General features: G+C 45.1%; 11 protein-coding genes. 4 read left to right on the top strand and 7 right to left on the bottom strand.

Annotated features, from left to right (window positions below):
* Positions 1-164: 164 nt before the first annotated feature.
* The 3 genes from FHW89_RS07480 to FHW89_RS07470 all read right to left on the bottom strand — a co-directional run bounded on the left by FHW89_RS07480 (position 165) and on the right by FHW89_RS07470 (position 3,427).
* Complete coding sequence (locus FHW89_RS07480; protein WP_172334390.1) at positions 165-563, bottom strand: hypothetical protein; 399 nt, start codon at positions 561-563, stop codon at positions 165-167.
* A 556-nt stretch (positions 564-1,119) separates the two neighbouring features.
* A complete protein-coding gene (locus FHW89_RS07475; RefSeq protein ID WP_172334389.1) occupies positions 1,120-1,809 on the bottom strand; it encodes a response regulator transcription factor in 690 nt (229 codons plus the stop codon).
* Between the two features lies 1 nt (position 1,810).
* A complete protein-coding gene (locus tag FHW89_RS07470) occupies positions 1,811-3,427 on the bottom strand; it encodes a sensor histidine kinase KdpD (RefSeq protein WP_172334388.1) in 1,617 nt (538 codons plus the stop codon).
* Between the two features lie 398 nt (positions 3,428-3,825).
* On the opposite strand from FHW89_RS07470, the gene pdeM reads away from it, so the two are divergent.
* The gene (gene pdeM, locus FHW89_RS07465; protein ID WP_253952186.1) at positions 3,826-4,491 is read left to right on the top strand and encodes a ligase-associated DNA damage response endonuclease PdeM; all 666 of its coding nucleotides are present in this window, start codon (positions 3,826-3,828) and stop codon (positions 4,489-4,491) included.
* Between the two features lie 54 nt (positions 4,492-4,545).
* Here the strand turns inward: pdeM and FHW89_RS07460 are convergent, their stop codons facing one another.
* Positions 4,546-5,691, bottom strand: coding sequence for a hypothetical protein (locus tag FHW89_RS07460; protein ID WP_172334387.1), 1,146 nt, complete (start codon positions 5,689-5,691; stop codon positions 4,546-4,548).
* Positions 5,692-6,032: 341 nt separating this feature from the next.
* On the opposite strand from FHW89_RS07460, the gene FHW89_RS07455 reads away from it, so the two are divergent.
* The 3 genes from FHW89_RS07455 to FHW89_RS07445 all read left to right on the top strand — a co-directional run bounded on the left by FHW89_RS07455 (position 6,033) and on the right by FHW89_RS07445 (position 9,854).
* Complete coding sequence (locus tag FHW89_RS07455; protein ID WP_172334386.1) at positions 6,033-6,815, top strand: succinate dehydrogenase cytochrome b subunit; 783 nt, start codon at positions 6,033-6,035, stop codon at positions 6,813-6,815.
* A gap of 119 nt (positions 6,816-6,934) precedes the next feature.
* The gene (locus FHW89_RS07450) at positions 6,935-8,869 is read left to right on the top strand and encodes a fumarate reductase/succinate dehydrogenase flavoprotein subunit (RefSeq protein ID WP_172334385.1); all 1,935 of its coding nucleotides are present in this window, start codon (positions 6,935-6,937) and stop codon (positions 8,867-8,869) included.
* Between the two features lie 190 nt (positions 8,870-9,059).
* Positions 9,060-9,854, top strand: coding sequence for a succinate dehydrogenase/fumarate reductase iron-sulfur subunit (locus FHW89_RS07445; RefSeq protein WP_172334384.1), 795 nt, complete (start codon positions 9,060-9,062; stop codon positions 9,852-9,854).
* A gap of 152 nt (positions 9,855-10,006) precedes the next feature.
* On the opposite strand, the gene FHW89_RS07440 is transcribed toward FHW89_RS07445, so the two are convergent.
* From FHW89_RS07440 to thrC, 3 genes are all read right to left on the bottom strand, one after another.
* Entirely contained in the window at positions 10,007-10,612 is a 606-nt protein-coding gene (locus tag FHW89_RS07440) for an HAD family phosphatase (RefSeq protein WP_172334383.1), read from the bottom strand.
* Complete coding sequence (locus tag FHW89_RS07435; protein WP_172334382.1) at positions 10,609-10,971, bottom strand: hypothetical protein; 363 nt, start codon at positions 10,969-10,971, stop codon at positions 10,609-10,611. Before FHW89_RS07435 ends, FHW89_RS07440 begins: the two co-directional genes overlap by 4 nt.
* A gap of 178 nt (positions 10,972-11,149) precedes the next feature.
* Positions 11,150-12,460: a threonine synthase gene (thrC, locus tag FHW89_RS07430; RefSeq protein ID WP_172334381.1), complete on the bottom strand. Its 1,311-nt coding sequence runs from the start codon at positions 12,458-12,460 to the stop codon at positions 11,150-11,152.
* Positions 12,461-12,580: the final 120 nt, after the last annotated feature.

Genomic DNA, 12,580 nt, shown 5'->3' with positions numbered 1-12,580 from the left:
CAAATAACTACATACCCAACGGGTGATTTTTGCGCCTTTTATCTCTTTAACCAAACAGCCCTGCTTACAATTTTCAAGTAAGCAGGGCTGTTTGGTGGATATACTTAAAGATACAAAAAATATCCTGGGATTACAATGGGTTATGGTTAGTCAGGGTAAACAAACTATTGCTTTTTTAACCTGTAGGTATAATTATAGCCCGTGCCTTTTTTAACCAGGATCAAACTATCGCCTTTGGTGGTTGAGGTGTAAGTACCGTTGAGCAACAGGCCCCAATCAAAATTGGCTGTGTGTACCGTACTGTCTGTAAATGCTATTTGATTTTTGCTGGTAACGTAGCTGCCTCTGCTCGAAACGCCGAAAGCGGTATTTAAAGTAGCTTGATATGTTTTACCTGTAATAACAACTTTGGCTGTAGCGCTAGTTGCGCCAACGCTTGTGGATGTAAATGCACCGGTATACGTTCCGTCCAGCTTTTGTGGGAGCGGGGTTGCCTCGTTTTTGGAACAGGCAGTAAAACTTAGCGTAGCAGAGAGTAAAATAAAAAAGATAGGGGTTTTCATAATTTGGTTTTTTAATCATTACGGTTGATGGATGATTTGTGTAACAGGTTGATGAAAAATCCTTTTCGGAGAGGCATGTATGGTGCAGACCCGCTCTTGGCCGCGGGAGGGCCCTTACTTTGTAGCCACAAAGTAACCAAAGGGCTTTCAGCAGAAATGCTTCTTTGCGCACGAGGCCTTTGCCCTGCAAATCAGGCAGAACCACGGGCTGCAATTATTTGCCCCGCTTCGCACCCTTTAGCCTCTGCTTCTGCAAAACTTGCTATGCCCCTGCAGCCGCACAGGCCACCATCGTTCTACCCGCTTTCGTCCGAAGCTGTTCTGCTGACGGGGAAAGGAAATTCAATAAATCATTAATTAAAGCGTGGCCAGCCAGGGGGTTCAATTGGGCTAAAGCCCATAGCAGCTATTTACTTGTAATCCGTTGGTTAAAACCAACGGCAATAAAGGGTAAATCAATTAGTTTTCCATTCATTGCCGTCCCATTTATGGGACGGATAATAGAAGCATTTGATGGCTTTAGCCAAAAACGATCTTCCGAACACCTATAGTTCCATCACCAGACCAATTTGTACCCATGTCCTCTTACGGTAATGATCTGCACGTTGGGGTCGGCTTTTAAATGTGTGCGGAGTTTGCTGATGAACACATCCAGGCTCCGGGCATTAAAAAAGCTGTCGTCGCCCCAAACGGTTTCCAGCAATGCTTTTCGTGGTAATATTTGCTGCTGGTTTTTACATAACAACCTCAAAATATCGCTTTCCCTGCTGGTTAATTGCCATTGGTTGATGCCTTGCTGAACGGTATTTTTTAGTGGGTTAAACGTAATACTGCCTATCTGGTGACTTTCGCCCGCGGGTTTGCCGGTGCTCAACAAACGGTTATCACTTAGTAAAACCCTGATGCGCACTACCAGTTCCTCTACACTAAAAGGCTTTTTTAAATAGTCGTTAGCGCCCGACTCAAACCCGGCCACCACATCTTTGGGCTGCGACCGGGCCGTTAAAAATATGATCGGTGTTAGTTTGTCGGTTTCACGTACCTGCCTGGCTACTTCAAAGCCATCCATTTTGGGCATCATGATATCCAGCACTAAAATATCGGGCCTGTCGCTTTTATATTTTTGCAGGGCCTGTTCGCCATTGGCGCACAGTATTACTTCAAAGCTATTTTCTTCCAGGCTTTCACGTACAATATGGGCCAGGGCCAGTTCATCTTCGGCCAGCAATAAGCGTATTTTACTCATATTACATCGGTATTGATATCATAAACTGACTGCCCGTATTCACTTCGCTTTTTACAGTTACCTGGCCACCATGCGCTTCTGCAATATACTTCACATAACTTAAACCAAGCCCGGTACCTTTCACATTGTGCACATTACCGGTAGGTACCCGGTGAAACTTTTCAAAAATGCGCCCCAGGTGCGCTGCCGGGATGCCCATACCCTTATCGCTTACGGAAAAAACGATCATATTGCCATCCTGGTATACATCTATCTTGATATCGGCCGGCTCATTGGAATATTTAACCGCGTTATCCAAAACATTCAATATGGCGTTACCGAAGTGCAGTTTATCCGCCACAATATAATCAACCCGATCTCTATTATTATAGGTGATGCTCACTGTTTTAGCGGCTTTGGCTTTTTCGGCGGTTATCAGTTCGTTCATCAAGGCATCAACCTGTATTTTCTCTTTCAGCAAGGTTATTTTATCGCGTTCAAAGGCGGCTACATCAAGCACTTTGCCCACCAGCTCGTTTAGTTTGGTCAGTTCATTCCTGGAGGTTTGCAGGTATCGCTGTGTTTTTTCGGGATCATTTAAGGCATTAAATTTTTGCAGCCCCTCAATGGCTACGGTAATAGTAGCGATAGGTGTTTTTAATTCATGCGTCATGTTGTTTATAAAATCATCCTTTAACTCGCCCAGTGCTTTTTGCTGATTGATGGTTCGGACTATATAATAAAAGCAAAATATAGTGAACAACACCAGCAGTGCCGATAATAGCAGGGTGATCATCATCCCTTTGATAACGGCATATTGCGGATTGCGGATCGCCGCCTTTGCATATAACGTAAACTCATCTTGCCGGGTGTAATGCGTTAAAAGAAATATAAAGCCATGATATTGATAAACGTTTTCATTGGTTTCGCCGTCATGGAAATTGAAATTTTGCTCCGACTGGCCTTTGTTGGGTAAGCTTAAAATAAACGGCGCATCAATATTCCTTTTCTGTAGTTCCTCGGTAAAATACCGGCTTAGCTTTAAACTATCGGCCTGTTTATAATTGGGTGGCAAAGCATATATGCCCTCTTTGGGCAGCGGCCATTTATTGCCGGGGATACCTGGGTGCGTTTTTATAAATGTGGATAGTTCCTGTGAGGGGTGCATAGCATCGTCGATACCTAAAAATGTGGTGAGCTCCATCATTAAAGTCGGAACATAAAAAGACATTTCCGTTAGCACCTCCGGAACGGTGGCTTTATGACCGATCATATCCTTATAATAGTTATAGGTATTGACATTCGTTTGAAAAGGATTGCTGTTTACAGAGCCATGAAATGAGAAACTAATATTAAGCACCGGGTTTACGTTGTTGTTTGGAGTATTTACTCTTGAAGGGGTATCGATGGTAATAACACTGCTGGGATCAGAAAGTCGTTTTACCAATACGGTTCGGACGGAGTCAAAATAATCTTTTTTACACCGGTCCATAGCAAGCTGCATGGCGACGATTACTTTGCTATCAAATATTTTTTTATTGATGGTATAAGCATTGAGGCTCCAATAAATTTGGAAAATAACAATGCCTGTTAATGATATGGCTATTAAGATTAATACGATTTTGAGTTTCCTTTTCATGATTAATGGATTGATGAAGATAAAAGTAAATACATCAATATGTGCCGGCATTTTCTGTTAACATTGCTTAACATTAAATAATAAAAATTAAGGTTGAGGGGCTTTTAAATTCCCTCCCCACAGGAGGGGTGTGGCTGGTTTGTGAGCAAAAGCGGGGAGGGGTTTATACGTTATGCACATAGAAACCCCTTCCTCTCGCTTTAAGGCAAGTCGCAGAGTAGACTCACTCGGTCTGCACTTCGCTGGACCACCCTCTCTTCGGCTTCGCCGGAAAGAGGGTAGAGAAAATAAAAGTGTAAAATCCCCTCTCTCCGCTTCGCGCATAGAGGGGCGACAAGCGCAGCGACGTCGGGGTGAGTCGATACATCTCCGGAAATAAATTTTAACTTTGTTCTGTTATGATGATCTGTGTGGCAACTCCATTTACTTTATTAGGGCAAAACCTTTTATTACTCCCTCAGAAAGCGATCTATTGGGAGCAGCAAAAGGCATTGATCATTGCCGATGTGCATTTGGGTAAGGTGGGGCATTTCCGCAAAGCGGGCATCGCTATCCCGCGGGACATGGAACAAAGCGACCTGGCTACCCTATCGGATCTGATCCATGAATATCAACCCGAAAAGTTATTGTTCCTGGGTGACCTTTTCCACAGCAATATGAATAACGACTGGGATTGGTTTATCCTGTGGCGAAGCCAGTTTCCCAACTTGCAGATCATCCTGGTTCGGGGCAATCATGATATCATCGCCGATAAACATTACCAGAAACTGAATATCGAACTGCATGACGAATTGCTCATGCATCCCTTTTTAATGCAGCATCATCCGCTTGTTGACGAGCAGTTGCAAAACGCGGAGGGCTATGTTTTTTGCGGACACATACACCCCGGAGTTAACCTGAGCGGCCGTGGCAGGCAATCCATCACGCTGCCTTGTTTTGCTTTTGGCAGTAAACAGGCCGTATTGCCTTCGTTTGGTAAATTCACCGGCAAAGTGGCCATCCGCAATCAAAAAGCCGACAGGATATTTGCCGTTTTGAAAGATAAGGTGCTGGCTATTGAATGAACGAGAGAATCAAGAAGCCAGAGTCAGGAATCAAGAAAAACTTCGCACGGGTGATTAATGCGCTTTACTTAAATATTGCTTAACCGTGGCGTATATACCACCTATGGGTACATCGCGCTCAATCATGTGCCAGTTGCCATCAACCAGATCATAATGTGGTATTTTGGTAACGCTCCAGTTGAGGGTGTTGGGCGAATCATCGCCTTTCAGGTCGGATACCTGTGTCCAGGTGATGCCGTCTTCCTGAACGGCGCTGCTCCACCAGTCGGCTTTGGTATCCATGGATACGCTGATCACCCCAAAATTCTTATCGCCAAACTCACGCAGCATCGATTTTAGTTCCACATGGTTTCGGCGGCTGATGTCGTTAGCAGCCCGCCAAAAATCAATTAAATAAACAGCTTTATGCATCGCCAGCGGATCAAATGGTTTCCCATCCAATAGTTTACCATTGATAGCCGGAGCCTTGGCACCCGGGATAAGCTTAACCAAGCGACCCAGTTTTTCGCCTATTTCTTTGCCATCATCGCTGCTTTTTACGGCAGCGCTTAGTTTTTGATAGACGGCATTATATACAACCGGGTCGCTTTCATAATCGAGCTGCAGCATGAGGTGCGCGCCGATAGTATTCTGAGGGTATTTGGCAACAAATTCATTCATGATCTTTGATGCGAGAGCCCGTTTTTTAGCCTCAACCGCCGAAGCGCTGTTCAACAAAGCCACAAATTGATCTTTGGGCAATAGGGAAGATGCTTTATCATTTATCCGGGCATTGATCTGGCTTGCCTGGCGGTTCAAGTCGCCGTTAAGTTTATTGGCGATGCTGTAATAGGCCGAAAGTTCCTGCTGTATGGGCGATGGTGATGTTATTTCGGGATAATCGCCAGGCTTGGCGGCATCGGCTTTAATGGTATACTTGCCATCCTGCAGGTAAACTTCAAACACGCCATCGGCTGCTTTTTTACTGGTCGAATCATTGGTGAGCTTCATGCTGTAATAGCCCGGCACTTCCAATACTTTGGCGGGGACTTTAAATTTACCGTCCTTAATATTATCGCCATAAATGGCATGCCCGGCATGATCATTAATGACAAACACCCCGCTTTTATCGCCGGTAACGGTTCCTTCAAATTCTACATGTTCAAAATGCTTACAACCGGCAAGGCAGAGAGCCAGTAAAACAACAGCTGCTAATTTCATTGATAATAATTATGTTCCTAATATAGGAGAAAGAATCAAGAGGTTAGAGCCAAGAATCAAGATAAGCTGCATAAGAGCCTCACCCAACCCTCCCCTTGGAGAGGGCTTTAAAGCGTTTTTTTAAGGCTCCCCTTTGGGGAGAGATTATTACATGAGGTCTTCGCCGTTTAGAGGGGGCTCTTACCTCCTGATTCTTACCTCTTGACTCTTTGTTCCCTGTGTAATTTGAATGTAATTTCTTAGATTGATTCTAAATAGACTTTTCCCTACCAATAAGCCGGATGCATTTCTATCTTTTGGCATATAATAAATACTTTTGCCTAAAATAAATCTATTTCATAATGAGCGAATTTAAACAAACCTTTAACTCATCACTGGGAAAAAAGCTGATCATGGCTTTAACAGGCTTGTTTTTGTGTACTTTTTTAATTGTACACCTTGGGGGCAACCTGCTGTTGTTTAAGGACGATAATGGTTTTGGTTTTAATGTGTATGCAAACTTCCTGACACATTTTCCACCGATTGAGGTTATTGCATGGATCCTGTACCTGGCAATTGCGGTGCATGCTATATATGCGTTGATCTTAACAGTAAAAAACCGCAAAGCGCGTCCGGTAGGCTACGCCGTAGCAGCAAAATCAGATGCCAGCTGGTCATCAAAAAACATGGGCCTGTTAGGTTCCATCCTGTTGGTATTTATCGTAATACACATGGGCGATTTCTGGTTCAAGTACAAATACACCCATGAAGTTGCGTTTAAGGAATACCGTACCGACCTGGCTACAGACCAAACTACTGTATCAGACTATACACCGGTATCTGCCGATTTCAACCACTCTGTATCTACCGAAAACAATGTAGAGATAGTACGAGTGAAAGACCTGCATGCACGTGTGGCGCACACTTTTGGCAACATCTGGTACGTATTGATCTATGTAATTGCGATGGGAGCACTATCATTCCACCTGTTGCATGGTTTCCAGAGCGCTTTCCGCACGCTGGGATGGGTACATCGTAAATATACACCTATAGTATACGGTATTGGCGCATGGTTTTTTGCGGTTATTATACCTATAGGTTTTGCCCTTATGCCATTGTGGTACTTTTTTATGCACAAAGGGTAATTTAAGTTGACTAAGTTAAATGGCTGATTGAATTGGCTTAAGTTAGATAGTGTAGTTTTCAAACCACTTAACTTAATCAACCCAATCAACCACTCACAAACTACATAATTATACGAGAAATGAGTTTAGATGCTAAAATTCCTCAAGGCCCATTAGCCGAAAAATGGAGCAAGCATAAATTTAACCTGAAGCTGGTTAACCCGGCCAACAAGCGTAAATACGATATTATTATTGTAGGTACGGGTTTAGCGGGAGCATCGGCCGCGGCTTCACTGGCCGAACTGGGTTATAACGTAAAATCTTTTTGCTTTCAGGATAGTCCACGCCGTGCGCACTCTATTGCGGCACAGGGTGGTATCAACGCGGCAAAAAACTATCAGAACGATGGCGACAGCGTTTACCGTTTATTCTATGATACCATTAAAGGTGGCGATTATCGTGCCCGTGAAGGCAACGTTTACCGCCTGGCCGAGGTATCTGTAAATATTATTGATCAGTGCGTGGCACAGGGTGTTCCTTTTGCCCGCGAATACGGCGGCTTGCTGGATAACCGTTCATTCGGTGGTTCGCAGGTATCGCGTACGTTTTATGCCCGCGGTCAAACGGGACAACAATTGTTGTTAGGCGCGTACTCGGCCTTAAACCGCCAGATACATGCCGGCAAAGTAAAAATGTATACCCGTACCGAAATGCTTGATGTGGTTGTAGTTGATGGCCATGCCAAAGGTATTGTTACCCGTAACATGCTTACCGGCGCTATCGAAACACATGCAGGTCACGCGGTATTATTATGTACAGGCGGTTACAGCAACGTGTTCTACCTGTCAACCAACGCTATCGGTTCAAACGTAACAGCTGCCTGGAGGGCCCACAAACGTGGTGCTTTCTTTGGCAACCCATGCTATACCCAAATTCACCCAACCTGTATCCCGGTATCGGGTGATCACCAGTCGAAATTAACGCTGATGTCTGAGTCGCTGCGTAACGATGGTAGGGTTTGGGCGCCAAAAACAGTTGAACTTGCCGAGCAATTGCGCAAAGGCACACTGAAGGCTGATCAGATCAAAGAAGAAGATCGTGATTACTTCCTGGAACGTAAATATCCATCATTCGGAAACCTGGTTCCGCGCGACGTGGCTTCACGTAACGCCAAGGAAATGGTAGAGGATGGTCGTGGTGTTGGCGCATCAGGCTTCGCCGTATTCCTTGACTTTGCCGATGCTATCAAACGCCTGGGCGAAGAAACCGTAGCTGCCAAGTATGGTAACCTGTTTGATATGTACATCCAGATCACCGACGAGAACCCGTACAAACAGCCGATGCGTATTTACCCTGCGGTACACTATACCATGGGTGGCCTTTGGGTTGATTATAACCTGATGACCACCATACCAGGCTTATATGCTTTGGGCGAGTGTAACTTCAGCGACCACGGGGCTAACCGCCTCGGTGCATCAGCACTGATGCAGGGTTTATCTGACGGTTATTTTGTGATCCCTTATACCCTGGGTGATTACCTGGCTACCATCGGTCCTAAAAAGGTTGATACCAGTCACCCTGCTTTTGAGCAAACCAAAAAAGAAGTTATTGAGCACGTTAATAAACTGTTGGCCTTAAAAGGCACCAAAACAGTCAACGAATATCACCGCGAGCTTGGCCACATTATGTGGGAATATTGCGGTATGGCGCGTACCGAAGAAGGCCTGAAAAAAGCCAAAGGCCTGATCCAGGCGCTGAAAGCCGATTTCTGGAAAAACGCTATTGTAACCGGCGATAACGAGGAAGTAAATGCTTCGCTGGAGCGCGCCGGTCGTGTGGCCGACTTCATTGAACTGGGCGAGCTGATGGTTGATGACGCTTTAATGCGCGAAGAATCATGCGGCGGTCACTTCAGGGTAGAATCGCAGACACCGGATGGTGAGGCTAAACGTGATGACGAAAACTTTGCGTTTGTTGCCGCCTGGGAGTTTAAAGGGGAAAACCAACCCGAAGTATTGAACAAAGAGCCACTGGTGTTTGAATCGGTGCATTTAACACAGCGGAATTACGCGTAAGGGGGTATCAAGTAGCTAGTATCAAGTATCACGACAGTTGCATTTGCTTTTCGATGCTTGCAAGAAAATCTTGATACTTGATACTGATTACTTGATACTATAATAAACATACATTGAAATTAGGACAAGGTACGGGCAAGAAAAGTCTTGATACTTGATACTAGCTACTTGATACTAAATCTCAAAAAAGATGAGTAACGGAAATATGAACCTGACGCTTAAAGTATGGCGTCAAAAAAATGCGCAAGCCGCGGGCAAATTCGTAACGTACAAGGCCGAAAATATTTCGCCTGATATGTCATTCCTGGAAATGCTTGACGTGGTGAACGAGAGCTTAACCCATAAAGGCGATGAGCCCATTAACTTTGATCATGATTGCCGCGAAGGTATTTGCGGTATGTGCTCACTATATATCAACGGTCACCCACATGGCCCAAAAAGAGGTATTACTACCTGCCAATTGCACATGCGTACCTTTCATGATGGCGAAACCATCACGATTGAACCATGGCGCGCTTCGGCATTCCCAATCGTAAAAGATTTGGCTGTTGACCGCTCGGCGTTTGATCGTATCCAGCAGGCTGGTGGTTATGTATCGGTAAATACAGGTGGCGTACCCGATGGTAATGCCATCCCTATTCCAAAAGTTGTTGCCGACGAGGCTTTTAACTCCGCTACCTGTATTGGTTGCGGTGCCTGTGTTGCAGCTTGTAAAAATGCTTCGGCTATGCTTTTTGTATCGGCGAAGGTTACACAATTAGGTCTGTTACCACAAGGTCAGCCAGAGCGTTACCGTCGTGTACAATCCATGGTAGCCCAGATGGACGAAGAGGGTTTTGGTAACTGTACCAATACCGGTGCATGCGAGGCAGAATGCCCTAAAGAAATTAAGCTGACTAACATCGCACGGATGAATAACGATTTCCTGAGCGCTAAACTATTCCGCCAGGAAGTTCTGCATGAAGAGCAGCACGGTGGTGCTTAATCGCGATAGCGAATAATATGTAACAAGGCTTTGGAGATTTTCCAAAGCCTTGTTCTTTTTATGGCCTGTCATGCTGAGCCTGTCGAAGCATGGTGGGTGGCCTCTGCGCGCGAGCCTTCGACAAGCTCAGACTGACTACTTTTGCAAAAACACTACAACAACCCCAACGCATCCAGTTCCTTTTCCAACTGCTCAGCCGAAGTAAAATGTATGCTTTTAATCCCCACTTTTTCAGCGGCTAATATATTGCGGTAATTATCATCGATGAATAAAGCTGTCTGCGGGTCAACCTGGTAACGATCAAGTAAGATCTGGTAAAATTCCGGCGCGGGTTTGCGCATTTTCTCGACGCCTGATACCACAATACCATCAAACCAGCCTAAAAAATCATACCTGGCCTGGGCTACCGGAAAAGTTTCGGCCGACCAATTGGTTAACGCGTATATCTTGTATTTACCGCTTGTTTTTAGCCTCCTGAACAGCTCGACAGTATCATGAAAAGCCTCGCCAAGCATTTCTTCCCAACGCCCGTAAAACGCACGGATAAGGGCCTCATGCTGCGGAAATTGAGCTACTAGTATATCGGTTCCTTCCTGCAACGACCTGCCCGCATCCTGTTCCTCGTTCCAATCAGAAGTACAAACTGTTGCCAGGAAATGGATCATTTCCTGTTCGCCGGTAAACAGGGTCCGGTACATATAATGCGGGTTCCAATCTATCAAAACCGCGCCCAGGTCAAATATGATGGTATCGATCATTTCTTTTTATCGGAGTGCTCGTAAATTTTAGTGCCGGTAACTACAGAATCCTTCAGGGAGAGGATCAATTTTTTAACGTAAATAACTTTTCCTTTTTTGTTTACTTCCTCCACATCATACACCATTTCGGCAGTATTGCTTTGTTGTGGGCGATGCAGCAGGTGAATCACTTCCTGGTATTTTAAACCTTTAAGCTTATAGTTTTTCAGCAAGTCATCCACCATCCCGCTCCGGTTAGGGAATGTAAGGCCATCACCGTAATCCCAATCTTCCCGGGAAAATTTTTTATGACCAGAACAAGCCGCAAAAAACAGGGCGATTACGCAGCATATTAAGATTACTTTTTTATCGATATTCATTGATCAAATATAGCAAGATTCGATTAATGAGCTTTGGAAATGATGGAACAGAAACTTTATTAACGATCGTCATTGCGAGCGCAGCGTGGCAATCCCCGACTATACAGAGAGACTCTGCAAATCGGGGATTGCCACGTCGTTCCTCCTCGCAACAACGTTGCTTTTTTTAGGCAAATCCTTATTTAGCTCCCAACAAATACGCTTTAAAGTCGGCAAAATCCTTACTCAGAGGCACAGCCAGCTTGGTTTTATGCTGCAACTCTTTCACCTGTTCGGGGATCTCGATCTTAGCGCTTATAGCTTCGCTAAACACATCCGGGAACTTGCAGGGGTGTGCTGTTGATAAAAATACGCCTGCGGTCCCGGCACTTGCATGGTCTTGCTGATAATCGGTCAGCGCCTGCCAGGCTATCGCGGTGTGCGGGCAAACCACATAACCATAAGTATCAAATACCCAGTTGATGGCTTTCAGGGTTTCTTCGTCGTTATATTTATAGCCTACAACCAACTGTTTCAAAGCATCGGTATCATTTTTAAACAGATCGGCTATGCGTACCCAGTTACTTGGATTGCCCACGTCCATCGCGTTGGATAGGGTAGCCACTGAGGGTTTGGGCTGATAAACGCCGGTTTTTAAAAATTCCGGCACGGTATCATTAACATTGGTTGCCGCGATGAATTTTTCAACAGGCAAACCCATTTTCCAGGCCAGCAAACCGGCGCCGATATTACCAAAATTTCCGCTCGGTACCGAGAAGATCACTTTTTTAACACCTTGTCTTAACAACTGCGCGTAAGCATTAAAATAGTAAAAAGTTTGCGGCACCAGGCGCGCGATATTGATGGAATTGGCTGATGTGAGGCGGAATTTTTCGTTCAGCTCCGCATCGGTAAAGGCTTGTTTCACCAGGGCCTGGCAGTCATCAAAAGTACCGTCAACTTCCAGTGCACGGATGTTTTGGCCGTTGGTGGTTAGTTGCTGCTCCTGTACACCACTTACTTTGCCTTGAGGGTACAATATGGTTACACGGGTATTCGGCACACCCAAAAAGCCCAGGGCTACGGCGCCACCGGTATCGCCGCTGGTAGCTACCAGTACGTCCAGCTGTTTTTCGCCCTCCTCTAAAAAGTAACTCATTACACGGCTCATGAAACGGGCGCCAAAATCTTTGAACGCAAGCGACGGACCATGGAAAAGCTCCAGTACATGAACGTTATCATCCAGCTTTACCACAGGGGCAGGGAAGTTGATGGCATCATCAATCAGGGTTTTCAGATCAGCTTCGGGGATAGAATCGCCTAAAAGGTTCTTTGCCACTTCAAACGCAATCTCGGGCAAGCTGTATTTATCCAGGTTGTTGATAAAATCATCGCTCAGGCGGGGGATGCTGTAAGGCATATACAATCCTTTATCCTGCGGCATACTGTTAAAAACCGCGTCTTTAAAGGATACTTCTGATAAGGTGTTATTGGTACTGTAGAGTTTCATTTTTTTGATTTCGGAATTCGGATGTTCGATTTCGGATGTATTTAATTTTTTAATTTGTCATGCTGAACATAGTGAAGCATCTATTCGGCGATTAGATCCTTCGTTCCTCAGGATGACAAA

Source organism: Mucilaginibacter sp. SG564 (assembly GCF_013149275.1).
In the GTDB taxonomy this organism is placed as follows: Bacteria; Bacteroidota; Bacteroidia; order Sphingobacteriales; family Sphingobacteriaceae; genus Mucilaginibacter.
This window is presented reverse-complemented; position numbering and strand designations above follow the sequence as displayed.

Excerpts from the sequence above, each read along its gene's own strand:
- FHW89_RS07480 (WP_172334390.1), bottom strand. The coding sequence starts at position 563 with ATGAAAACCCCTATCTTTTTTATTTTACTCTCTGCTACGCTAAGTTTT.
- FHW89_RS07475 (WP_172334389.1), bottom strand. The coding sequence starts at position 1,809 with ATGAGTAAAATACGCTTATTGCTGGCCGAAGATGAACTGGCCCTGGCC.
- FHW89_RS07470 (WP_172334388.1), bottom strand. The coding sequence starts at position 3,427 with ATGAAAAGGAAACTCAAAATCGTATTAATCTTAATAGCCATATCATTA.
- pdeM (WP_253952186.1), top strand. The coding sequence starts at position 3,826 with ATGATGATCTGTGTGGCAACTCCATTTACTTTATTAGGGCAAAACCTT.
- FHW89_RS07460 (WP_172334387.1), bottom strand. The coding sequence starts at position 5,691 with ATGAAATTAGCAGCTGTTGTTTTACTGGCTCTCTGCCTTGCCGGTTGT.
- FHW89_RS07455 (WP_172334386.1), top strand. The coding sequence starts at position 6,033 with ATGAGCGAATTTAAACAAACCTTTAACTCATCACTGGGAAAAAAGCTG.
- FHW89_RS07450 (WP_172334385.1), top strand. The coding sequence starts at position 6,935 with ATGAGTTTAGATGCTAAAATTCCTCAAGGCCCATTAGCCGAAAAATGG.
- FHW89_RS07445 (WP_172334384.1), top strand. The coding sequence starts at position 9,060 with ATGAGTAACGGAAATATGAACCTGACGCTTAAAGTATGGCGTCAAAAA.
- FHW89_RS07440 (WP_172334383.1), bottom strand. The coding sequence starts at position 10,612 with ATGATCGATACCATCATATTTGACCTGGGCGCGGTTTTGATAGATTGG.
- FHW89_RS07435 (WP_172334382.1), bottom strand. The coding sequence starts at position 10,971 with ATGAATATCGATAAAAAAGTAATCTTAATATGCTGCGTAATCGCCCTG.
- thrC (WP_172334381.1), bottom strand. The coding sequence starts at position 12,460 with ATGAAACTCTACAGTACCAATAACACCTTATCAGAAGTATCCTTTAAA.